The sequence below is a fragment of the Candidatus Enterococcus myersii genome (assembly GCF_017316025.1).
In the GTDB taxonomy this organism is placed as follows: domain Bacteria; phylum Bacillota; class Bacilli; order Lactobacillales; family Enterococcaceae; genus Enterococcus_C; species Enterococcus_C montenegrensis.
On record NZ_JAFLVT010000014.1, the window covers coordinates 18,076 to 40,166 of the forward strand.

Consider the following 22,091-nt stretch of genomic DNA (forward strand, 5'->3'; position numbering starts at 1 on the left):
ACGCGCTGTTTTGTAAACTGCCTGCAGCACAAAAATAAAAGTGGAATTTTAGAAAATTGTTCCTCCAGTCTTCTAAAATTTTATCCTCCTCAACAAAAAACAAACAATCAAAAAGCGTAACAGCTAGGTTACGCTTTTTAAGATTGTTTGGTTATTTTTTTTATTTCGTTTTCACAGCATCTTCTGCTAACAATAAACAGCCCGTAATGCCACTTTCATTTGGTAAACCCCAACGCACGATATATTCACTAACCGGTGGTGTTTCCACATATCCCGCTACTTGCTCCACAAAACTTTGGCGAATTTTCATCAACAAGTGATCTTGATTCATTACGCCCCCACCTAGAATAATCCGTTCTGGTGCTAAGGTCAGAACATAGCTCATTAACGCTTGGGCAATATAATACGCTTGAATTTCCCAAATCGGATGATCTTCTGGTAGATCTTGTCCTTTAATCCCTGTTCTTGCTTCTAGACTTGGGCCTGCAGCCAAACCTTCTAAGCAATCTTTGTGATACGGGCATTTTCCTTCATAATCATCATCAGGATGACGTTTTACATGGATGTGTCCCATTTCAGGGTGATTAATTCCTGAGAAAATTTTACCGTCAATTACGACTCCTCCGCCAATTCCTGTTCCCACTGTTAAATAAATACAGCTATTTTTACCTTGGGCCGCCCCTTTTTTTAACTCCCCATAGGCTGCTGCGTTTACATCGGTCGTCCAAACAAAGGGAATATCATATTTTGCTTTCATTTGACCCAAGAAATCAAATTCAGACCACCCAGGTTTTGGCGTTGCTAAAATATAGCCGTAATTATCTTTACTTTCGTTAATACCGATTGGTCCAAAAGAACCAATTCCCATAGCGCTAATTTCATACTGATCAAAAAAGTCAAACGTTCCTTGTAATGTTTCTTCTGGCGTAGTTGTAGGAATACTCGTTTTTGCTATAATATTTTGTTTTTCATCGCTGACCGCACAAATAAATTTTGTCCCGCCTGCTTCAATACCGCCGTAATACATTTTACATCCTCCTAATTTTGGATGGCACAAATCTATCTTGTTGTACCAAATGGTTCTTTTCATCTGTGCTATCTTATTTTGCTAAAAATTTTTCTGTAAAATTTGATATATCAATTTATAAAATGATTATACTTGGATATACCCAACATGTCTACGCTTTCAGAAATATTTTTTATTTATGTATGAACAAAAAAGAATATGCTATCATAGCAAATAGATATATCAAAAATCAGCTAAGACATGAGGTATCGATCGTGACGCAACCGTTATATCAAAAAATAAAAACAGACTTAAAAAATCAAATTATTAGTGGCCAGCGCCTTTCTGGTAGTAAATTACCTACTGAAAAAGAGCTTTCAGATAGTTATCACGTCAGTCGGATTACAGCAAAACGCGCCTTAACTGATTTGGAACAAGACGGTTTCATTACCCGCGTTCAAGGCAGCGGCAGTTTTGTCAAAGAATTTATCCCTAAAAATGCTCCCCGCAGAATTTTATTGGTTTTACCTTTAGAAGAAAGCACAGAGCTCTCCATTGCACCCTTGAGTGAAGGTGTGATGACTATTTTACAGGCGGAAAAAATCGATGTTCTGCTGACCAATTTCGATTTTTTAACACATCGCAACACACGTGATATTACAAGCGAGTTTGATGGTTTAATTTACTATGCGCGTAATGAAGAGGCTCATCTGGATCTACTCGTTGCGCTAGCTTTGCAAAATTTTCCTGTCATTATTTTAGATAAAAAAATACACGACTTACCTTTTCCTGCTGTTACTGCTGATAATGAAGTGGGGGGCTATCTAGCAACTAAGCATTTGCAACAATTAGGACATAAAAAAATCGCGTATTACTTTGGTACGAAAAGCCATCCTCAGTCAACACGACAACGTTACTTTGGTTATTTGCGGGCATTATCAGAAGAAAAACTCCCTTTTCATACTCATTTAGAGGATACTTACCTAAGCGGGGAATCTTTAAGTGATTATTTACGTCAAAATAATGTGACAGCTCTCGTGTGTGAAAATGATCTTTTTGCCTTAAGAGCGATACAACAATTGCGCCAGCAAAATTGGCAAATTCCCGCTGAACTTTCTGTCACAGGCTTTGATGATACTCCTGCTGCTCGTTTTTTTGATCCAGCATTAACGACTATTTTGCAAGATTTTAAGAAAATTGGAAACACTGCGGCTAAATTGTTATTAAGCTGGTTGCAAGCTGGCAAACAACCAACAGACAGGAAGATTTCTGTAAAATTAATTCAGCGGAATTCAACAACAGCGCTAATAGGAGGAAATTATGAAAGTTGATTGGAGCAAGCAAGAAAAATCACTGTACTTTGCCAAAAAGCCAACGTTAGTCACTATCCCCTCACAACAATTCATTACGTTAAGCGGAGAAGGCAATCCCAACGACGCCTTATTTGCTGAAAAAATTGGCGCTCTTTTTCCCATTGCCTACAAAATTAAAATGGCAATAAAAAAAGGAGCGCTAAAAACGGCGATCGACTATCGCGTTTATCCTTTAGAAGGCGTCTGGACAACTACGGATGGCTCACAAGGAAATAATTTGAATAAGGATGCTTTGAAATACAAAATTATGCTGCGTCAGCCAGAGCTCGTAACCAAAACTTTTTTCAATGAAATAAAAGCAGATCTAGTAGCAAAAAATAGTAATCCTTATTTTAGTGATGTGAAATGGGAAATCTACGAGGAAGGTTCCGCCTTACAAATGGTCCATGTCGGTCCTTTTGATACCGAAATTAACACCTTCAACCAAATGGAGACTTTTATGGCTGAAAATGATTTGGCGAAAACTGTTCTGATGGAAGATTATTGGCATCGAGAAATCTATTTAAAAGATTTTCGCCGTACTCAACCGGAAAAACTGCAAACATTGTTGCGTTACAAAATTAGAAATTAATTTTTAATTCAATCACAAAAAAAAACGGATGTAGTTTATTAAGCCACATCCGTTTTTTTATTTTTTAGTTATATAATTCATGAACAGGGCCCATGATAATGCGGTTTAAGTCATTAACTACGGCACTAAAAGCTTGTTCTTTTTGCATTAATTCGTTAATTAAATCTTCTTTTTGTACTTTTTCAGCTAATTCTTGCGCTTTTTTAGCATCGTCTTCTGAAATTTCTTCACCAGACATCATTTTTTCATGCAAGCCTTGTTGTAACTGTTGAAATTCTTGGAATAACGCATGAGCTTCTTGGTTTTCTTTCAAGCGGTCAAAAGATGCTTTTAAGTCGCCAAATTGTTCTGATTCGCGAATTTCTCGTTCCAATTGATTTGCTGTGTCATAAATGTTCGCCATGATTTGTAACCTCGCTTTTATTTGATATGTTTTATTGTAACATAAAAAATTTAGTTGCCATTTAGTTTGCCCCAAATATCTTGAAAGACACGTTTTGCACCTTCTTTTACCTTCCCGCCAATTTCGCTCAAGCCATCTTTGGCTTTTTCTGCAAAGTCATCCACGGTCTTGCTCCAATCGCTATCACCACTTTGATCGCGATTTACCTCATCGGCTGCCACAACTTTGCCTTTTGTTTGATAGGCATCTGCTACGGCAAAACCAGATTCTTTAACGTGAGGTAAGATATTGGCGGCTTCGGCTTGAAAAATCTTACCGACAACATCGCCGCTGGTTCCTGATAAATAATGTTCCTTACTGCTTTGTTCAAATCCCAACCATGTAGCAATTACAACATTGGGCGTATACCCTACAATCCATTGGTCATTGGCTTTACTTGAGTCAAAGTTGGTTTCTGTTGTTCCCGTTTTACCGGCCATTGTGTAACCCGGATTGGCTTGTGCTGCGGTCCCATTAGAAAATGTGCCCAATAACATACTGGTCATTTGATTGGCTGTCTCTTCAGAGATAACACGTTTACCTTTTGGCTTCGTGTTATCAACGATAACTGTCCCCTTGGAATCAACAATCTTCGTGATGACATGTGGTGTGTAAAGCTGCCCACCATTTGCAAAAACACCATAAGCTGCGGCCATTGTCATTGGCGATTCGCCTTTTTCTAATCCACCTAAGGCCACTCCGCCCCAGTACTTGTCTTTTTCTGATAAAGAAAGACCAAATTCTTGTGCCTTTTTATAGCCTTTATCAATCCCGATTTCGTGGAGCAACCAGACTGCAGGTGCATTTAAACTCCAAGCAACAGATTGATACATCGGTACTTCGCCAGAATACGTACCGTCATAATTTTTTACATCGTAGAACTTTAATTTCTCATCTTTTAAGATGCTATCTGGTTTATATCCCGCTTCTAGCGCCGGGGTGTAGACACTGATTGGCTTAATCGTCGAACCTGGTGAACGTCTCATTTGCGTGGCAAAACTAAAGCCGCGGAAAGTATGCTCGCCACGACGCCCAACTAACGCACGAATGCCACCCGTATTTGGATCCATTGAAACTGATCCAGATTGGGGCATCGCACCATCGGCGGCATTTTCTGGGAAATTATTGGCATTATCATACACATTTTGCATTTGAATTTGTTGTTGTTGGTCTAATGTTGTATAAACTTTATAGCCTTTGGTTAAAATATCAGAATCATCAATATCATACTCGGCTTCTGCTTCATCTAAAACAGCATCGATAAAGTAAGGATATTTATTGCCACCATCTTCGTTATCATACGCATCATATAAAGAATCGGCAATGTTGGTTTGTTCGACTTGCTTTTCTTGTTCTTTAGTAATCTTACCATTATCCACCATCACACCTAAAACAACGTTGCGGCGCTGATTAGCTAAATCGGGGTGGTCAATTGGATTATAAATATTGGGACCTTTTAACATTCCTGCTAGTGTTGCCGCTTCACTTAACTCAACTTCACTTGCATTTACCCCAAAGTATTTTTTAGAAGCATCCTGTACACCCCAGACACCATTACCAAAATAAGCATTGTTTAAATACATGGTTATAATTTGATCTTTGGTATATTTCTTTTCAATCTCAATCGCTAAAAATAGCTCTTTTGCTTTTCGACTAAAGGTTTGATCCAACGTTAGATACGCATTTTTAGCTAACTGTTGGGTAATCGTGCTCCCGCCACCACCTGAAGTATTACGATTAATCACGGCTCTAACTGCAGCCCGGGCAATCCCTTTAATATCAAAACCGTGGTGGTGATAAAAATTACGGTCTTCTGTTGAAACCACCGCATTAATAATATTGGGAGAAATTTTATCGATTTCGACATAGGAGCCCTTGCCAGAACTCAATTTTCCAGCAGTATCCCCATCTTTATCGTAAATGACCGTTGTATTCTTTAAATCCGATTGTAGGCGATCAACATCTACTTGTTTGGATAAGTAAAATAAATAACTGCTGGTAACCAATACCGCCACCAAACCTAATAAGATGATAATTTTATTCACGTGATATTTCTTCCATACCCGTTTGCGCCATTGATGAAATTGCTGTAAATAAGGCTTAAGCCATTGCCAAAAAGACAATAACGCCCCTTTGATTTTTGTCCAAATTTCTTTTGCGTCCATAACAATCTCCACTCATTTAATTTGTGTCAGTTTAACAGGAAAGGTTCCACCTGACCTGCGTCTTTAGACTGAAAATAGCATATTTAACTAAATCTAGCACATTTTAGCAAAGAAAATGCAGTAATTCGTTACATTTTTCTTAAATATCTTTTAAAATAAAGCGGAGCTTAAGAAATATGAAAAGAGGACTACCATGGAATATGCAATAACACTACCGGTAAATCAAAAAGAGATGACCATTCGTGAGCTATTGGAAAAAGAATGGCTGGTTCCTAGAAAGGTACGCCATTTTTTGCGAGTGCGCAAAAATGTTCGTAAAAACGGTGCGCCTGTAATGTTCCATGAACACTGCCAAGCCGGCGATACCATTACCCTAACGATTGAAGAAGACGATTATACCTATCAAGAGGTTGCATTGGGGGATAAAAATAAGATTGTGGTTTTATACGAAGATGAGCACTTGATTGTAGTGAATAAAGCTTATGGCGTTAAAACACATCCCAATCAGGCGCAAGAAACAGATACACTCTTAAATGATCTTGCAGCCTACTTAGCACCTAAAAAGCAACGTCCTTATGTTGTCCATCGCTTGGACAAAGAAACTAGCGGTGCAATTTTATTTGCTAAAAATCCTTTAGTATTACCAATTTTAGGTCGCCTATTGGAACAAAAAAATATTTATCGCCAGTATCAGGCCGTCGTTAGTGGCCATTTGGCCCACGCTGTAACCATTACAAAAAAAATCGGACGCGATCGTCATGATCGGCGCAAACGAATTATCGATGAAAGAAACGGGCAAACTGCCATTACCCACGTGACAGTTCACCACGCAGGCAGAAAAAGCCAAGTCTATTGTCAATTAGAAACCGGGCGCACCCATCAAATTCGGGTCCATTTAAAAAGCATCGGCCACCCTATTGTTGGTGACCCTCTGTATGGTACCCAAAAAGCCCCTCGCCTAATGCTACATGCCAGCCAAATGCATCTAGAACATCCTTTTTCGAAAGAAAAAATAGTTGTCACCGCCACCCCCGGCCTATGGGAATAAGAAAAGCGGAAGGCACTGGGCAGCTCTCAAAAAATAAGAGTGGGATTTTCAGAAATTGTTCCTCAAATTTCCGAAAATTTCACCTTATTTCTTAGCGAGCTAGTGCATGAAGTTAGACAATTAGAAAAGCATTTCGAACTCGTTTTGCTTCTAAGCATTAAGATGAGATTTCAATAAATTGTTTTCCAAATTTCTTGAAATTTCAGCTTAGTGCCGAAATAAGCTAGTTCGAAATGCTGGACAATTAGAAAAGCAAAAGGCACTGGGCAACTCTTTAGAAAAACAAAACAGCCCTCAAACTCCAGGAGTATTTCCCGTTAAAGTTTGAGGGCTGTCTAAATTTTCATATTATTAGGCACCAATTAATGGCGCCGGATCAACGAAACCATCCCACATACCCGTTGCAACACCAAAGTGTAAATGGACGCCGGTTGAATTACCCGTAGTACCCATGCCGCCAATTCGTTGGCCGACACTTACATTAGCGCCATTACTTACTTCAATAGATGTTAAATGGAAATAGTAAGTGTAATAGCCGTTATCGTGTTTGACAATTACGTGATTGCCACAGCTAGCATCAAAGCCTGCTTCTACAACAACACCATCTCGCGCTGCCATAACTGTTTGACCAGTGGAACCTGTTAAATCAATTCCATCATGATGTTCAGTCCCGCCGCCTAAAGGCATCTGGCGCCAGCCAAAAGGACTGCTGACATTTAAACTTCCTTCTAACGGCGAAGCAAAACCAGTTTGCGCTACTTTTTCAGCTTGTTCTTCCTCAGCTTTAACTTTTGCCGCAAGTTTTTCAATTGTTGCCTTCTTTGTTGCAATCTCTTTTTCAAAATTGGCCTGTTCTTGTGCTAATTTTGTTGCTTTGGTCGCTAATTCTTGGTTCGTCTGCTCTAGTTGTGCCAATTTTCCTTGTAAAGCAGCAACTTCAATTCGTTGACTACTTTGTTCTTCTTTCAATTTTGTTACTTGTGCTTCAATTTGTTCTTTTCCCTGTAATCCATTTAATAAATCAAGAGAAGAGCCTAAAAATGATGCCGCCACTTCTGCTTGTTGCGCTTCTTTTTTCGTTAACTGTTCTTTGACACCTGCCAGTTTTTCAATTTCTTTATCCAGCTGCCCTGTCAGTGTCGTTTTTGTTTCTTCGTTTATTTTAATTTGAGATTGTGCATCTTCTATTTGTGATTTAAAATCATTTATTTTTGTTTCACTTTGCGTCACATCTTCTTTTACTGTTGCTAATTTGTCGCTGTTTTCAGAAGCGAATGCTGTTGAAGAAAAGAATAAACTTCCTAGAAGTGAAATTGTTAAAATTGTTTTTTTGAGTTTCAATTAATGACCCCTTTTCGTTTTTTTGACTTGCTTAATTTAGCATGATTTTTCATGAAAAGGATAACAGCCAACTTACAGTTTTATTGCAATGGGCACACGTATTTGTAATGAATACGTTTTAATTTACAACGAGATTTCTAGATTTCAGCTAGATTACACAAAGTATAATTTTTTCATAAAAAGATTATCGATTTGCAAAGTATTCCTTTTTTTGACAACAAAAAAAGTGCCACTTCAAGAAGTGACACAAAAATTTCATTGCTTACTTTTTAACTTTTACTTAAGACCGCTAACTCTTCATCCGTCAACGGTCGATATTCTCCCAAGGACAAAGCTTTATCCAAACGAACACTGCCGATACGATCTCGTCTTAAATACACAACTTTTTTACCAACTGCTTGGACCATTCTTTTTACTTGATGAAACTTTCCTTCGTGAATAATTAGAGAGATTTCTGAAGTCTCGTTTTCTTCATCTACTTTTAAAATCGTCAGTTCTCCTGGTAAAGCCAACTCTCCTTTGTCTAACAATAAGCCTTTGGCAAAAGCTGTCACATCTGCTTGACTTACGATACCTTCAACTTTAGCAAAATATTCTTTTTCCACATGCTTTTTAGGTGCGAGGAGACGGTGAGCCAAATTGCCGTCATTGCTTAATAAAACAAATCCCTCTGTATCTTTATCCAGACGCCCAACTGGAAATAAATCCGGTCTAAAATCCGGCTTTTGCAAAAAATCCATGACCGTTTTATGTTGCGTATCTCTTGTAGCAGAAATAACCCCGGCTGGTTTATTTAACATATAATAGAAAAATTGTTGATACCCAATTTTTTCACCGTCAAAAAAAATTTCGTCTGTCTCAGGCTTCACTTGAAATTTGTCTTGTTTTACGGTTACTTGGTTAACCTGCACTAAGCCTTTTTTTATGTAGCTTTTCACTTCTTTGCGGCTGCCTAACTGCATATCTGCCAAAAATTTATCTAAACGCATGGCTCCTCCTTGTTATCCTATCTGACGATATTTTTATTATCTGCACTTGCAAACTTGCAACACACCTCTAAAAATAGAAATATCCACACTGCCTTCTGATTAACAATTCTACCAATTTATTATACAGTAAATACGAGGTGAGAAAATGAAAAGAAGCTTTTCCGTACAACTAACATGTATGTGTATGATTTTCAATAATCGCAATGAGATTTTAATACAAGACCGTAAGAAACCAGATTGGCCTGGTTGGACATTTCCCGGTGGTCATGTTGAAGCTGACGAATCGCTGACTACTGCTATCATCCGCGAAGTCAAAGAAGAAACCGGCCTTGTCATCACACCGCAGTTAATGGGCGTTGCAGAGTGGCTCAACAAAGCCGATGGCAGTCGCGAATTAGCTGGACTTTTTACCGCTAAGACTTCTTTTGAACCCACCATTATGGGAGAAGGGAAACTTTTTTGGCTGCCAGAAAATGAGCTTCCCACAAAAAAACTTGCAGGTACGCTAGCTGATTTATTGCCTATTTTTTATGGTACACAAACGCAATATTTTAAAGATAATACCCCAGAAAAATAAACAGCGTGATTGTAGTACGTTGTAAAAAATAAGACAGCCTATCTGAACTAATTGTTCAGACGGCTGTCTTAGCCATGCTATTTCATTACAATTACGCATTGATCCGTTTTACTTCTTGGCGGCGATTTAACAGGTAAACTATTACTAATAAAATCAAGCTTACTACAAAAATGAAGCCAATAAATTGCCAGCTATTTAAACCGTTTGCCCCTAATCCAATTACCAATTTAATAAAATCTATCACTGCCATTTTGGCAGCAGGTGATAATAACTGAAATAGAATGGAGCCTAAAATGACGATGCCCAAAGAAAGTGCACCAATTGCTAAGCGCAGATAACCATCAAAGCGATTTAAAAGTGCCCCAATCATCATTCCAATACTGGCGGCTAAAATAAGAAACACCCACAATAAAAACATTGATGGCCAAAAATTACCACCGGTAATCAACGTAATCAGTTGATATTGTAAGAAGAAATTTGGAATCAAGCCTCCATTAAATAACTCAAACAACATTTTCAAAACGATGCTTAGACCAAACGTCAAAATCAGACTCGAAACAAAATTTGCGATAAAAATATGCAGTCGTGAAGTTCCGCATTGAATAAAGAGTTTAAAATCATTGCCCACACTCGTAATAGATAAAATCATGATATAAATCATGGCTGGAGCTAATAAGTCTACGTGAACATTTGTAACCCCATCTATCAGTAACATCGGCATTAATGGAAAAATAACCGCAAATAAAAGAAAGAAACCAAGATAAATCAACACCGAGCGCCATTGTACGGATAACTTGTATTGAATTGCTGTTTTTAATTTCATTTTACGCCACACCCTTTTTTGTTAATTGGACAAAATATGCTTGTAAATTAAGGGGAGCAACGGATACCCCTTGTGGAATATCTTTTGGTGCCGCACCTTCAATATAAACACTAAGCATCCCACCTAGCTCATCTTCACCAATAACCTTCAGATCACTTACCACCTGTGCCACGACTTCTTTTGGCCCTGTGATTACTTTACCTGCAGCTTGAATAGCTTCTGTTGTGGCTTCTCTTAGTACTTTTCCTTCATCGATAATAATGACCTCTTCTAACAAATTTGCGACTTCTTCAATTAAATGAGTAGAAATAACAAATGTACGGGGACGCTTAGCATAAGCTGTTAATAAATAATGATAAAATAAATCACGATGGTTTGCGTCTAGGCCCAAGACTGGTTCATCTAAAAAGATGTAATCTGCTGGCACACAAAGCGCCATAATTAATTTGGCAATGCTGCGATAACCCGTCGATAATTTTCGCAGGCTACTTTTTTGTTCCAAGCCAAATCCAGCTATCATTTCTTCTGCCAAAGCCCAATCAAAATCCCCATAAAAGTCAGCAGTTAATTGAAAGCATTTTTTTACTTTTAAGTTTCCGGGATATAAGTTATCTTCTGACATTAAATAAATTTGATTTAAAGCTGCTTCGTTATCTACAAGAAGGAGGCCATTTAACGTGATTGTTCCATTACTGGCAAAACTACGGTTAGCGATAATATTTAACAGTGTACTCTTCCCCGCACCATTACGCCCAAGTAAACCATATATTTTTTCGGATTGAATATTCCAATTAATCTGTTGCAGCGCTTTTTTATCTTTATACGTTTTGCTAACTTCTTTAATAACCAAACTCATGATTCATACCCTCTTTCAATTAGGTCTTTCAGCTGCTCTACTGTAATACCTAATTTCTTTGCTTCTGTAACAATTTGTAATACTTCATTCGTTAAAAAATGTTCCCGCCGATACTCTCTAACTTTTTGTTGTGCACCTACTAAAACAAACATGCCAATTCCTCTTTTCTTTTCAATCAAACCCCGTTCAACTAACAAATTCATCCCTTTTAAAACGGTCGCAGGATTAATAGCGAAACTTTTTGATATTTCTGTTGTAGAGGGAATTTGTTCACCTTCTTTAAAGGAGCCGTTTAAAATTCCTTCTTCAATCTGTTCAGCAATTTGTTGAAACAAGGGCGTTGTACCGGAATAGTCAAATTCCATTCCTTTCACCTCAACTTCACATTAAACTTAACTGGTTAGTTACTTGTGCAACTAACTATATATCCAGTAATAAAAAAAGTCAACTAAAAAAAGCATCTCCACTGGAGGATGCTTTTTAAATAACTTAGAAAATGATAAAAGATATTGGCAACAATCAAAAGGAAAGTTTACAAAAGGGATTGTTTCCACCAAAGTTAGAACCTTTAGTAAAACAGTAAATTTTTAGCACCAGAATGAAAAAATGTTCTAAAAAGAACACCACCTTATTGCGGTGGAGTTAAAAAATCTTGCTGTAACTGGCGAATGAGGGATTCTGCAAATAGTTTCTTATTTTTTTCTTCCCATTTTTCAGGATAAATTAGCCGAATGGGTGCTGCTTCATTGTATATTTTTAATACGTGATAATCATTTGGATTAAAACAGCCATCACTTACCACGCCCAGGCACATTTGACTTTCTACTCCCGTTACAACCATCAAATCACCTTCAACGTGAATTACTTGTGCAAATTCGTTGGTGTCCTTTAAGACGTATTCAAAAATCACACTGGCTTTACGGTCAATTAGGACCGGCAATTTTTTCATTAAAGAAGCATCTTGCAATATTTTCTCATACGTTTGACAAGACGCTATTAACACCAGGCTTTCGCGTTTGATTGCTAAACTGGTAAAATCTGCTGGTACCATTCGATCGGCAATAATACCCATGTCTAATTTGCCTGCCCTTAGACGTTCTAATGTTTCATCACTTGTACCGTGAATTAAATCAAAACGAACTTGGGGATGATCAATTTGATAATTTACCACTTTGGTGACTACCATTTCTGCTAAATAACGTTCCAAACCACCAATTTTTATGACTGTTTGCCGAGATGCCGTCGCTTTTACTTGCTCTTTGAAATGGCCATACGCAATTAAGGCATGCTGGGCATAATTATATGTCAACTCCCCAATTTCAGTTAAGCCATATTGAACCTTTCCTTCGTTAAATAATGGAAAACCCACAGCTTGTTCCAGCTCGGCTACATGCTTACTGATTGTCGATTGACTGTACATTAATTTTTCAGCAGCCGCTTTAAATGAAGAATAATCGACTGCATATTTATATGAGCGTAAAATTTTCAAATTCAACATCCTTTAAACCTCCTAAAAAGGCAAGTCAACATTCCAAAATGGAAAGTTGGCCGCCTTTTTTTCTCGTTATTATTATAGCAGAAAGTAAGCGCTCTATGAAAAGACAATTCTGGCAATTCTTGGTTAACCGTTACGAATTTTTTTAGTACTTTTCCCTTTATTTATCCTTCGTCTGTATTCATTTGAAGTGCTAAAAATTTCAAGCTGATGAATTCTTACGCTTACTTTTACAAAAACTATTAAAAGGAGTCGTTTTTTTATGAAAAGAAAAATGCCATCATCTTACGCCATTTTATTTGGAATTATCTTTCTGATGGTTGTTTTAACGTGGCTTATACCAGCAGGTCAATACAATTTAAACGAAGCCAAACAGTTGATTCCGGGTACTTATCATCATGTTACACAAAACGAACAGGGGTTTTGGGATATTTTAAAAGCACCGGTCGTGGGTATGCTAGGTGACGACAAGACCTCTGCTGCGATGCCAGTGTCATTATTTATTTTAGTAATTGGTGGTTTTTTAGGCGTGGTGAATGCGACTGGTTCCCTAGATGCCGGGATTAGTTCCATTGTAAAGAAATATCACGGTAAAGAAAAACGCTTAATTATTGTCCTCATGATTCTTTTTTCACTCGGGGGTACGACTTTTGGCATGTCAGAAGAAACATTAGCTTTTTACCCTTTACTCTTGCCTGTTATGTACAGCATTGGCTTAGATAGTTTAGTCGCAGTAGGTGTCATTTTAATTGGCACAACAGTAGGTGTCTTAGCATCTACCGTTAACCCTTTTGCTACAGGGGTTGCTTCTCAAGCTGCGGGTATTTCCCCTGGTCAAGGCATTATCTGGCGGCTTGTTTTGTGGGTAATCTTAACTACCATCGCCATTATTTACGTCTATCGTTATGCGCAAAAAATTGAAAAAGATCCAAAAAAATCCCTCGTCTATAATCAGCGCAAAACGGATTTGGCTAGTTTTAAACTCCAAGAGATCGACACGATGAATCAAAATCAAAAACATGTGATTGTCGCATTTATCGCAACCTTTCTTATCATGATATTAGGCTTGATTCCTTGGCAGACAATCAATCAAAACTTTACTTTCTTTGCCAACTTGCGAGACAGCATAATCAAAATTCCTATTTTAGGTAAAATGATTGGCTCAGACTTCCCCGCTTTTGGCGACTGGTATTTTACTGAAATCACGATTTTATTTATTTTTATGGCAATTGTAATTGGCTACTTATACAAGATGAATGAAAGTACAATTGTGCAGCATTTTGTCACTGGTGCCAAAGACATGATTCAAGTTGCTTTAATTGTTGCAGTTGCCCGCGGGATTCAAGTCGTGATGAATGACGGAATGATTACGGCTACGATTTTACATTTTGGTGAAACGACATTAAGCAGCCTGCCGCCTGTTTTATTTACAATCTTGACTTATATTTTTTATATTCCAATGAGCTTTTTAATTTATTCTACTTCTGGTTTAGCCTCTGCCACAATGGGGATTATGAGCAACTTAGCAGACTTTGTTCACGTACCAAAAGATTTGATAATTACAGCTTTTCAGGCTGGCTCTGGTACCATGAACTTAGTTAGCCCGGCATCGGCTATTATGTTGGGTGTATTGGGCATTGCTCATATTGAATACGCTACTTGGTTAAAATTTACCGCAAAACTTTTAGGTATCATTTTTGTTGTTGTCTGCTTTGTTTTAACCATTGCTACCTTATTTAGTTAAAAAGAAAGGAGTCCTTTTTATGGACCAATTACAAAAATTATTTTTAGAAAAAATCTCCCTTAATGAACAAACTGCCTACGATTTAAATGATGATCTAGCAGCACATCCCGAAATATCGGGACAAGAATTCCGCTCGGTCAAAAAAATTATTGAAATTTTAAAGGCTAAAGAAATTGCCGTTACTGAAAATGTTGCCGGTTTACCTACGGCTTTTGTAGCCCATGTTATTCCCGGTGAAAAAAAACAACCCAAAATTGGGATTTTAATGGAATATGACGCCCTACCCGACATTGGTCACGCCTGCGGTCATTGTGCTAGCGGTAGCTTGAGTCTCTTAGCCGCATTAACATTAAAAGAAATGGCACCTACTGTTTCTGCTACTATTGATTTAATTGGTACACCAAATGAAGAAGCGACTGGTGATAAAATCACGATGGCAAATGCTGGTGTTTTTGATGACTATGCTTTTGTGATGATGATCCATATGAACAGTGACCAAACCTGGCCTGCGTGTCGTTTCTTAGCTTTAAGTGAAATCAAAGCGACTTTTACCGGTCAAACAGCCCACGCGGCAGCTGCACCTTGGCAAGGAAAAAACGCCTTAAATGGCGCGATGCTAGCCTGTCACGCAATTGATATGGCCAGACAGCAAATGAAAGATGGCAGTCGCGTCTCTTATATCTTGCCCCAAGGTGGCACTGCTTCAAACGTCATTGTCGACAAAGCGGAATTAATCATCAATATGCGCCATGCCAATAAATATGATTTAGCCGAGAATTTTAGCAAAGTCATAAACTGTTTGGAAGGTGCTGCACAGGCTACGGAAACTTCTGTCACCTACGAAAAAACAGGTGAAGATTTTGATGATATGAATTTAAATGCCCCTGGAATTGCAGCTATTGATGAAATCATGACGGCCATTGAGCTACCTCATTGTGATGAACCCGCAGGAAATGCTACCGGCAGTTCTGATATTGGGAATGTCAGCTATATTTGTCCGGCTTTTCATCCTATGATGGCAATCTCTGATCACTGGTTTTCTTTACACACCAAAGAAGTTGCCACTATCATGCAAACTCCATCTAAAATTCATCCTGTAATTTTAGGTGGAGCAAAAGTTATCGGATTATTTATTCTCAAAACATTAAGCGATCAAAAATTGATGGAATCTATCCAAGCAGCTTTCCAAGCCTCTCTAAAAGACTAAGCCTGCCTTTACTGAATGCCTTTTAAAGATGCTTCATGATGCTTCAAGCTACTAAAAAAACTGCTCTACTTGCAAAAAGGGACTGTGAAAAAAATATCACAGTCCCTTTTTCTTATTTGTCTATTTCTTACATATGCAGGCGTCGTCTGATTTTTTCCGCTGTCGTCCCTAATAATTTATCGGCTAAGCGCACCCGCAAGACCATAAAGACATAGCTGGCCCCACCAACAGCAGCAACCCCTAAAATCATTACAAATGATTGCAATTTGCTATCGGTATCTAAAACCAGCCCCATTAATTGGCGCATGATAAATGCAATCACTGTCATAATCACTGTCATGATAAAAATCAAAACTGTCCGCCGGAAAGTTAAAATACGATTGAAGCGAGAAATTTTGTGCAATTTATACAAGTTCAAACCACAGGTTACCCCAAAGCCAATCATAGTAGCTAAGAGTGGACCATAAACTTCAAAAACCATGATTAGTGGAATCTGTATGATAATTTTAATAACCAAGCCAATGACAAAATAGCCAATCGCCGCTAAGTTCTCATACATTCCCTGCAACATATTTGAAGTCATCATGTAAAGTCCTAAGAAAAGACCAGAAATACTTGCTTCAACTAAAACACTCGCACCTAAATGACTTGGGGCATAAAACAAAGTATTCAACGGATAGGCCAAAACAATCATCCCAAATGTTGCAGGAAACATAACAAATGCAAATAATTGCAAATTGTTACTAATTAATTTGGCTAGTCCTTTGTGATCCCCACGGGTTTTCGCCTCGGTAATTAAAGGCAAGCCAGCTAGTGCCATAGAAGTTGCCAGACCAATTACCACCATCGTTAATTTATCTGGATTGGCACTAAAAATGGAGAACAAAGAAGTCAGTTGATTTTGTGAGTATGCAGTAAATGATGACATCACCCGCACAAAAGTAACTTGGTCGACAAGTTTAAAAATCGTAATTCCTGATCCGATAATAATAAAAGGAATGGCTTCTTTAACTGTTTCAATCAGTAAATCTTTGGCATCCAAGTTGACATTGTTGGCACTGTGTTCAATTAAGTAATCCATCCGCACTTTATCTTTTCTAAGATAATAGACTAAGACTAAAATACTAATAATGGCTCCGATAAAAGCAGCAAAAGTTGATTGCGTTACGGCAGTTGTGTATTCTCCTTTGGCAACTTTCATAATGATGAAAGTTGCAAGTAGCATGTAAAATACGCGGGCAACTTGCTCTAAGACTTGGGAGATGGCAAACGGCTTCATCTCATTTTGACCTTGGAAGTAGCCACGAATAACACTCATACAAGGAATAACTAAAATCGCAACACTTAAAGAACGAATTGTTGGGATCAGCTCTGCGCCACCACCGGAAATATCTGCTAGCCAAGGTGACATCAAATACATGGCCCCTGCTGCAATTAGACCAAAGACGGCCATAACCTGCAAGGCGCGATGTAACAATTTGCGACTGGTCGCGTATTCATTTAATGAATTGTAATAGGCTGTTTGTTTTCCGATTGCGGCTGGAATGCCGGCAGTAGAAAGCATCATGAACAAGGCATAAAAATTATACCCCATGTTAAACAACGCGTTGGCTTGGTTAGCATGCTCTCCCATCCAGTAATACCAAGGCATGATATAAATCGCCCCTAAAAGACGAGAACCGATATTGCCAATCGTTAGCCACGTGGAACCTTTGGCCATTTTTTCTTCAGTGGATAGTTCCTGTTGCGCCACGAATTTTTCACTCATTTATTTTCTCTACTTTCTATTGGTTTCAAGACATATGTTCTATTTTACTTACAAAAGTTCCCTCCGGCAATCTTTTTTGAGTAAATTTAATTGATTTGCAACACCTGGCAAAATATGTCATAAAACTGACTTTATTTCCTGTTGGTTGGTAGCAACTTTAATTAATGCTATAATACAACCGAAGTAAAATGTAAAGTGAGGCCTGTGCCATGACATTAACATTAGAAAAAATCAGCGCAATTTTGCTGAAAAATGATTTACTAAAAGAAATGATTACGCCGACTGGTTGGCATTTAACCTGCGTGGATTTACCAAAAAAAGAATTTAGTAGCGTAACTTACGACTCTCGTAAAGCAGATGCGAACAGTTTGTTTTTTTGTAAGGGACTTAATTTTAAAGTTGACTATTTAATCAGCGCACTAGCCAATGGTCTAGAAGTTTACGTGGCAGAAGCGCCTTTTGACGTCAGTGCAAAATGTGCCATCATTGTCACAGATATCAAAAAAGCGATGGCACTGTTAGGAGCGGCTTTTTACGACCATCCCGAAAAAGAATTAAAATTAGTCGCTTTTACTGGGACAAAAGGTAAAACAACAGCGGCTTATTTCACCCACGCGCTCTTGGCTAAAGCAACAGGAAATAAAACAGCTTTGTTGTCGACGATGAATACATCTTTAGATGGCAAAACTTATTTTAAATCCCATTTGACCACGCCAGAATCCCTAGATTTATACCAAATGATGCGCCAAGCTGTAACCAATAAAATGACCCATTTAGTGATGGAAGTTTCTTCGCAGGCCTATAAAACAGAGCGGGTTTTCGGTTTGACTTTTGACGTGGGTATCTTTTTAAATATCTCCCCTGACCACATTAGTCCGATTGAGCATCCGACTTTTGACGATTATTTTTATTGCAAGCGGCAGCTCTTACGTCACTCGAAAAAGATGATTTTAAATTCTGGTAGTGACTATTTTGCACTGTTAAAAGAAAACTGTGAATTATTGCAAACACCATATATTTCCTACGGTCGCAAAAATGCAGACTATCTGGTCACTAGTGGCCAGAACAAGCATTTCACAGTTACTAGCAAAAATGACGAATTACAAATTGCTGCGGATTACAGTATTCAATTAGCCGGAGATTTCAACCAGGAAAATGCGACTGCGGCCCTTTTAGCTGCGGCGATTGTCGGTGCTGATGTGAAATCTGCAAAAGATGCCTTAGCTACTGCCCGCGTTCCAGGACGAATGGATCATTTATTCAATACAAACGGTGCCAGTGTTTATGTCGATTATGCCCATAATTATTTGAGCTTAAAAACTTTATTGGAATTTGCCCAAGCAGAACATCCCACAGGTCGTGTAATTGTCGTGCTAGGCAGTACTGGTGGCAAAGCAATTTCCCGCCGGGCCGACTTTGGTAAGGCATTATCAGAACATGGAGATGTCGTTATTTTAACAGCAGACGATCCCGCTTTTGAAGACCCACAAAAAATTGCCGAAGAAATTAACGCTCATATCACCAATGAAAAATTGGAAGTTCACTTTGAAATGGATCGCACCAAAGCGATTGCCGCCGCACTTGCCTTAAGTGATTCTGCTGATGCTGTGGTCATTGCCGGTAAAGGTGTCGATGAATATCAAAAAATCAACGGTGAAGATATGCCTTATGAAGGTGACTACTTCATTGCCCAGCGCTTAATTAAGGAAAACCACGTATAAAACATAAAGTGCAACTTACTTTCTTAAATAAAAAACTTATTCACAGCAAACGACAGTCTACTTTGAATAAGTTTTTTTATTTTTACAAAAAGACGCTCTAAACTTTGTCACGCTTACCAAGTTGAGGTACCATTTAATTAGTACAGATAAATTAGGAGTGATTTTCTTGCAAAATTTAACGGTTCATCGCCCTACCTCCATTACGGAATTTCGCGGTTTGTTAGAAAAAGAAAGAGCTGAATTAAAAAAACACTACCCACAACCTTTAGAGTCTAAACAAGATGGCGTGGATATAATTCTTTTTGCTGGTCAAAGTAATATGGCGGGGCGTGGAAAAGCCCATTTGGCTCCCTATGTTAAAGAAGGCTACGAGTTTCGTCCGGTAAGTGCGCCTAAAAAACTTTTTCATCTGCAAGAACCCTTTGGAAAAACCGAAGACAACCCGACTGGGATTAATGATGAAAATAAAAAATCAGGCTCGCTTGTTAGTAGTCTTGTAAATGCGTATTACGACTGTACCCGTCGCATTGTAGTGGGAATTTCTGCGTCTAAAGGCGGGAGTAGTATTTTAGAGTGGCAACCAAAAAGTCCTTATTGCACTGATATTTTAGAACGTTTACAACGTTGTGAAAATTTTTTGCATCAGCAAAATATCCCGATTAAAAGTCGCTTTTTAGTTTGGTGCCAAGGTGAAACCGATGGCGATCACGCCATGAGTAGCGCTGAATATAAAATGCGCTTTACCGCCTTGCAAAATGCTCTATCTGAAGCGGGGATAGAGGAAACTTTTCTAATTCAAATTGGCAATAAAAAAGATGAACCAAAAAAATATCAACAGATTATTCACGCCCAACGAGAACTTGCCCAAGAAAAACAAGTTGTTTTAATCGCCAATGCCTTTGAATGGATGGATAGACTAGATTTAATGAAAGACAATTATCATTACACTCAGACTGGTTATAATTTATGTGGCGATCAAGCAGGACTGAATTTAGCCGCTTATATTTTAAATGAGCCCACGCTTTAAGACGAGGTGAAAAAATGAAAATCGATGCATGCAAATCAAAAATTGTACAGTGGGATAAAAATTTTGGACTTTTACTCCCAGAAAAAATGTTGGATGCCGCTGGTTTTCCCGTTGACAGCGATCTTTTGGTAACATTAGAAAAAGACCTTAACGGTAAAACACGGATCATCATCACCGCACCAGATGATGCGATTATCAATTTACCGATCAAAGAAATGCAAGATTACAAACGCAGCTTTGATGGCCGTAATTAAATGTTTCCTGCTAAAAAAGCCCAAATAAACTGAGTATCCCTAAGCAATAAAGCTTCCTGTAGGTGAATCTCAGACTTATTGGGGCTTTTTTACGATGACTTCTTAAACCTTCTAGCCGGCCTAAAACTACACGTCAGCTAATCGGCTGGTGTAACCTCTGACAGCTCGCGGACAAATTCCCATGTTTGCCCGCCATCATTGGAACGATACAAGCAGGCGTACATATGCCCTGTCTTTTTGGTCAGATAAAATTTAGCTTCTAAAGTTGTGCTCGTAAGTTCTGTCACTTCATTTGGTGGCTGAAAAATATCTAAGCCGCCTAATAAATATTGCTCTTCTACATTGACCACCGCTTCATGATACGAACCTCCCGCATTTTGGGTATAAAAAATATTTTCTCGCGTGGCAATAAAGCCAAGCTCTGTATTAATAAAACTAACATTTTGAACCGGTGCATTCAGCACTTTACTTTTGGCTTCATACCAATCTTCCACATTGTTATGGGTAATAAAGCACGTCACCTCTTCAGCAGAAGTGGCGCCAATTTTAGAAATTGCCACTATTCCACTACCATTTTCAAAAAATTGTACTTTTCGATAACGCAAGCCACTCACTTTTTCTCCGATCTGTCTTTTCTGCCAGGAATTACCATTATCATTTGAAATTAGTAAATATAAATTGAGATAGTCCCCAGCTTCAGTGGTATAAAGATACCAAGAAAAATCTTTCCCGATTTGATACGTGTCCTCCATAAAATAACCAAAAGGAATTTCACCACTGGTTAATAAGTAACTCCCGCCTCGTAGCCAATCTGCTTTTAAAGGTACGAATTGCCAATGTGCCCCTTGATCTGTCGTTTGAAACAGCTGATGGGTTTTAACATCGAGATAAAGTTCATTTTTTTGACTCGCAATTTTATCAGGAGCTGCACCTTGTTGCTTTAATAGCCCTGTTGTCGGACTGTCTTCTACTACCTCGGTCTTTAAATCAGCTGGTGCTGCTGTATTATTTTGCAGGCTGCTGGTTACCTGCGCGACATAAAACCATAGTCCCCCCACTATCAAAAATACCATTCCTATCGCAATCGCTAACTTTCCAGCTGTTTTTTTATTGGATAGTTTTCCTGATCGCACATGTCCTTGCCTACTCTCAACAGCTAGCAGAAAAATTCTTCCTCTAGTTAAGCCCCAGCCCAGATCCTCCACACCAATCATGAGCTTATCGCCATTGAAACGTTGGGTTAAAAGAACGCAGTCACTTTTTGCTAGTCTAATTTCTTTTTTCGTCTTTAAAAAGTATTCATCCACATCCTCAATTACCGCAGGAAAACCCGCCGATCTTCTAACACGTTTTTCCAACCAATTTTGAAAATCGCTTTTGATGACAAAATAACTAATCAAAATGAATAACATCATTATCAGACATAGGCTGAGTAAAACTCCGCCGCATAAATTAGAAAAACGATGTAACCAAATTATTTTTTGTATTGCTGCAGTTGACATTACATGCTTTTGCAAATAGTGATACACCACCGTACCAAGGCCAAAGAAAAAACTGGTCACCAGGAATGCTAGACCACCAAAAAAAAGAAAAAATTGTTTTTTTGACTGTTGTAAAATGGCTAAGATAATTTCTTTGCCGCTTAATAAATCAATAATTAAAAGTTCCTGATCCATATTCTACT

General features: G+C 38.3%; 20 protein-coding genes. 9 read left to right on the plus strand and 11 right to left on the minus strand.

The genetic code is table 11. The features are described from left to right. Positions 1-160: 160 nt before the first annotated feature. Positions 161-1,027 carry an ROK family protein gene (locus JZO76_RS10000; RefSeq protein ID WP_206903932.1) on the minus strand — a complete coding sequence of 289 codons (867 nt, stop codon included), beginning with the start codon at positions 1,025-1,027 and terminating at the stop codon, positions 161-163. A gap of 254 nt (positions 1,028-1,281) precedes the next feature. Between JZO76_RS10000 and JZO76_RS10005 the strand changes: the two genes are divergently transcribed. Next, positions 1,282-2,337: a substrate-binding domain-containing protein gene (locus tag JZO76_RS10005; protein ID WP_206903965.1), complete on the plus strand. Its 1,056-nt coding sequence runs from the start codon at positions 1,282-1,284 to the stop codon at positions 2,335-2,337. Beyond that, on the plus strand, positions 2,327-2,950 hold the full coding sequence (locus JZO76_RS10010) for a GyrI-like domain-containing protein (protein WP_206903933.1): 624 nt from the start codon (positions 2,327-2,329) through the stop codon (positions 2,948-2,950). The genes JZO76_RS10005 and JZO76_RS10010 overlap by 11 nt, the downstream gene beginning before the upstream one ends. 64 nt (positions 2,951-3,014) lie before the next feature. Here the strand turns inward: JZO76_RS10010 and JZO76_RS10015 are convergent, their stop codons facing one another. Together JZO76_RS10015 and JZO76_RS10020 are read right to left on the minus strand one after the other, a co-directional pair. Then, positions 3,015-3,353, minus strand: coding sequence for a YlbF family regulator (locus JZO76_RS10015; protein ID WP_206903934.1), 339 nt, complete (start codon positions 3,351-3,353; stop codon positions 3,015-3,017). 50 nt (positions 3,354-3,403) lie between these two features. Then, positions 3,404-5,557, minus strand: a complete 2,154-nt coding sequence (locus JZO76_RS10020; RefSeq protein ID WP_206903966.1) for a PBP1A family penicillin-binding protein — start codon at positions 5,555-5,557, stop codon at positions 3,404-3,406. Positions 5,558-5,750: 193 nt separating this feature from the next. On the opposite strand from JZO76_RS10020, the gene JZO76_RS10025 reads away from it, so the two are divergent. Further along, positions 5,751-6,605 carry an RluA family pseudouridine synthase gene (locus JZO76_RS10025; protein WP_206903935.1) on the plus strand — a complete coding sequence of 285 codons (855 nt, stop codon included), beginning with the start codon at positions 5,751-5,753 and terminating at the stop codon, positions 6,603-6,605. 351 nt (positions 6,606-6,956) lie between these two features. Here the strand turns inward: JZO76_RS10025 and JZO76_RS10030 are convergent, their stop codons facing one another. Together JZO76_RS10030 and JZO76_RS10035 are read right to left on the minus strand one after the other, a co-directional pair. Next, complete coding sequence (locus JZO76_RS10030) at positions 6,957-7,946, minus strand: M23 family metallopeptidase (protein ID WP_206903936.1); 990 nt, start codon at positions 7,944-7,946, stop codon at positions 6,957-6,959. 269 nt (positions 7,947-8,215) lie between these two features. Further along, on the minus strand, positions 8,216-8,935 hold the full coding sequence (locus tag JZO76_RS10035; RefSeq protein ID WP_206903937.1) for a pseudouridine synthase: 720 nt from the start codon (positions 8,933-8,935) through the stop codon (positions 8,216-8,218). A gap of 145 nt (positions 8,936-9,080) precedes the next feature. On the opposite strand from JZO76_RS10035, the gene JZO76_RS10040 reads away from it, so the two are divergent. Continuing rightward, complete coding sequence (locus tag JZO76_RS10040; protein ID WP_206903938.1) at positions 9,081-9,512, plus strand: 8-oxo-dGTP diphosphatase; 432 nt, start codon at positions 9,081-9,083, stop codon at positions 9,510-9,512. A gap of 91 nt (positions 9,513-9,603) precedes the next feature. On the opposite strand, the gene JZO76_RS10045 is transcribed toward JZO76_RS10040, so the two are convergent. From JZO76_RS10045 to JZO76_RS10060, 4 genes are all read right to left on the minus strand, one after another. Beyond that, positions 9,604-10,335 (minus strand): hypothetical protein, encoded by a 732-nt coding sequence (locus tag JZO76_RS10045; RefSeq protein ID WP_206903939.1) that lies wholly within the window; start codon positions 10,333-10,335, stop codon positions 9,604-9,606. A gap of 1 nt (position 10,336) precedes the next feature. Further along, complete coding sequence (locus JZO76_RS10050) at positions 10,337-11,191, minus strand: ATP-binding cassette domain-containing protein (protein WP_206903940.1); 855 nt, start codon at positions 11,189-11,191, stop codon at positions 10,337-10,339. Further along, on the minus strand, positions 11,188-11,556 hold the full coding sequence (locus tag JZO76_RS10055) for a GntR family transcriptional regulator (protein ID WP_206903941.1): 369 nt from the start codon (positions 11,554-11,556) through the stop codon (positions 11,188-11,190). The genes JZO76_RS10050 and JZO76_RS10055 overlap by 4 nt, the downstream gene beginning before the upstream one ends. Before the next feature lie 263 nt (positions 11,557-11,819). Then, positions 11,820-12,689 carry a LysR family transcriptional regulator gene (locus tag JZO76_RS10060; protein WP_206903942.1) on the minus strand — a complete coding sequence of 290 codons (870 nt, stop codon included), beginning with the start codon at positions 12,687-12,689 and terminating at the stop codon, positions 11,820-11,822. A 259-nt stretch (positions 12,690-12,948) separates the two neighbouring features. Here JZO76_RS10060 and JZO76_RS10065 point away from each other — a divergent pair, with 259 nt between their 5' ends. Both JZO76_RS10065 and JZO76_RS10070 read left to right on the plus strand, forming a co-directional pair. Beyond that, the gene (locus JZO76_RS10065; protein WP_206903943.1) at positions 12,949-14,430 is read left to right on the plus strand and encodes a YfcC family protein; all 1,482 of its coding nucleotides are present in this window, start codon (positions 12,949-12,951) and stop codon (positions 14,428-14,430) included. 19 nt (positions 14,431-14,449) lie between these two features. After that, positions 14,450-15,637, plus strand: a complete 1,188-nt coding sequence (locus tag JZO76_RS10070; protein ID WP_206903944.1) for an amidohydrolase — start codon at positions 14,450-14,452, stop codon at positions 15,635-15,637. A 127-nt stretch (positions 15,638-15,764) separates the two neighbouring features. On the opposite strand, the gene JZO76_RS10075 is transcribed toward JZO76_RS10070, so the two are convergent. Continuing rightward, positions 15,765-17,405 (minus strand): putative polysaccharide biosynthesis protein, encoded by a 1,641-nt coding sequence (locus JZO76_RS10075; protein ID WP_206903945.1) that lies wholly within the window; start codon positions 17,403-17,405, stop codon positions 15,765-15,767. A 209-nt stretch (positions 17,406-17,614) separates the two neighbouring features. On the opposite strand from JZO76_RS10075, the gene JZO76_RS10080 reads away from it, so the two are divergent. From JZO76_RS10080 to JZO76_RS10090, 3 genes are all read left to right on the plus strand, one after another. Then, on the plus strand, positions 17,615-19,126 hold the full coding sequence (locus JZO76_RS10080) for a UDP-N-acetylmuramoyl-L-alanyl-D-glutamate--L-lysine ligase (RefSeq protein ID WP_206903946.1): 1,512 nt from the start codon (positions 17,615-17,617) through the stop codon (positions 19,124-19,126). A gap of 157 nt (positions 19,127-19,283) precedes the next feature. Beyond that, positions 19,284-20,153: a sialate O-acetylesterase gene (locus JZO76_RS10085; protein ID WP_347401463.1), complete on the plus strand. Its 870-nt coding sequence runs from the start codon at positions 19,284-19,286 to the stop codon at positions 20,151-20,153. Between the two features lie 14 nt (positions 20,154-20,167). Next, positions 20,168-20,407: a hypothetical protein gene (locus tag JZO76_RS10090; protein ID WP_206903948.1), complete on the plus strand. Its 240-nt coding sequence runs from the start codon at positions 20,168-20,170 to the stop codon at positions 20,405-20,407. Between the two features lie 137 nt (positions 20,408-20,544). On the opposite strand, the gene JZO76_RS10095 is transcribed toward JZO76_RS10090, so the two are convergent. After that, on the minus strand, positions 20,545-22,083 hold the full coding sequence (locus tag JZO76_RS10095; protein WP_206903949.1) for a WD40/YVTN/BNR-like repeat-containing protein: 1,539 nt from the start codon (positions 22,081-22,083) through the stop codon (positions 20,545-20,547). Positions 22,084-22,091 lie beyond the last annotated feature (8 nt).

What these genes read in the sequence shown, in the direction of transcription:
- JZO76_RS10065 (WP_206903943.1), top strand. Translation starts at nt 12,949, where the DNA reads ATGAAAAGAAAAATGCCATCATCTTACGCCATTTTATTTGGAATTATC.
- JZO76_RS10035 (WP_206903937.1), bottom strand. Translation starts at nt 8,935, where the DNA reads ATGCGTTTAGATAAATTTTTGGCAGATATGCAGTTAGGCAGCCGCAAA.
- JZO76_RS10015 (WP_206903934.1), bottom strand. Translation starts at nt 3,353, where the DNA reads ATGGCGAACATTTATGACACAGCAAATCAATTGGAACGAGAAATTCGC.
- JZO76_RS10040 (WP_206903938.1), top strand. Translation starts at nt 9,081, where the DNA reads ATGAAAAGAAGCTTTTCCGTACAACTAACATGTATGTGTATGATTTTC.
- JZO76_RS10045 (WP_206903939.1), bottom strand. Translation starts at nt 10,335, where the DNA reads ATGAAATTAAAAACAGCAATTCAATACAAGTTATCCGTACAATGGCGC.
- JZO76_RS10060 (WP_206903942.1), bottom strand. Translation starts at nt 12,689, where the DNA reads ATGTTGAATTTGAAAATTTTACGCTCATATAAATATGCAGTCGATTAT.
- JZO76_RS10025 (WP_206903935.1), top strand. Translation starts at nt 5,751, where the DNA reads ATGGAATATGCAATAACACTACCGGTAAATCAAAAAGAGATGACCATT.
- JZO76_RS10010 (WP_206903933.1), top strand. Translation starts at nt 2,327, where the DNA reads ATGAAAGTTGATTGGAGCAAGCAAGAAAAATCACTGTACTTTGCCAAA.
- JZO76_RS10055 (WP_206903941.1), bottom strand. Translation starts at nt 11,556, where the DNA reads ATGGAATTTGACTATTCCGGTACAACGCCCTTGTTTCAACAAATTGCT.
- JZO76_RS10095 (WP_206903949.1), bottom strand. Translation starts at nt 22,083, where the DNA reads ATGGATCAGGAACTTTTAATTATTGATTTATTAAGCGGCAAAGAAATT.
- JZO76_RS10070 (WP_206903944.1), top strand. Translation starts at nt 14,450, where the DNA reads ATGGACCAATTACAAAAATTATTTTTAGAAAAAATCTCCCTTAATGAA.
- JZO76_RS10090 (WP_206903948.1), top strand. Translation starts at nt 20,168, where the DNA reads ATGAAAATCGATGCATGCAAATCAAAAATTGTACAGTGGGATAAAAAT.
- JZO76_RS10080 (WP_206903946.1), top strand. Translation starts at nt 17,615, where the DNA reads ATGACATTAACATTAGAAAAAATCAGCGCAATTTTGCTGAAAAATGAT.
- JZO76_RS10050 (WP_206903940.1), bottom strand. Translation starts at nt 11,191, where the DNA reads ATGAGTTTGGTTATTAAAGAAGTTAGCAAAACGTATAAAGATAAAAAA.
- JZO76_RS10000 (WP_206903932.1), bottom strand. Translation starts at nt 1,027, where the DNA reads ATGTATTACGGCGGTATTGAAGCAGGCGGGACAAAATTTATTTGTGCG.
- JZO76_RS10020 (WP_206903966.1), bottom strand. Translation starts at nt 5,557, where the DNA reads ATGGACGCAAAAGAAATTTGGACAAAAATCAAAGGGGCGTTATTGTCT.
- JZO76_RS10075 (WP_206903945.1), bottom strand. Translation starts at nt 17,405, where the DNA reads ATGAGTGAAAAATTCGTGGCGCAACAGGAACTATCCACTGAAGAAAAA.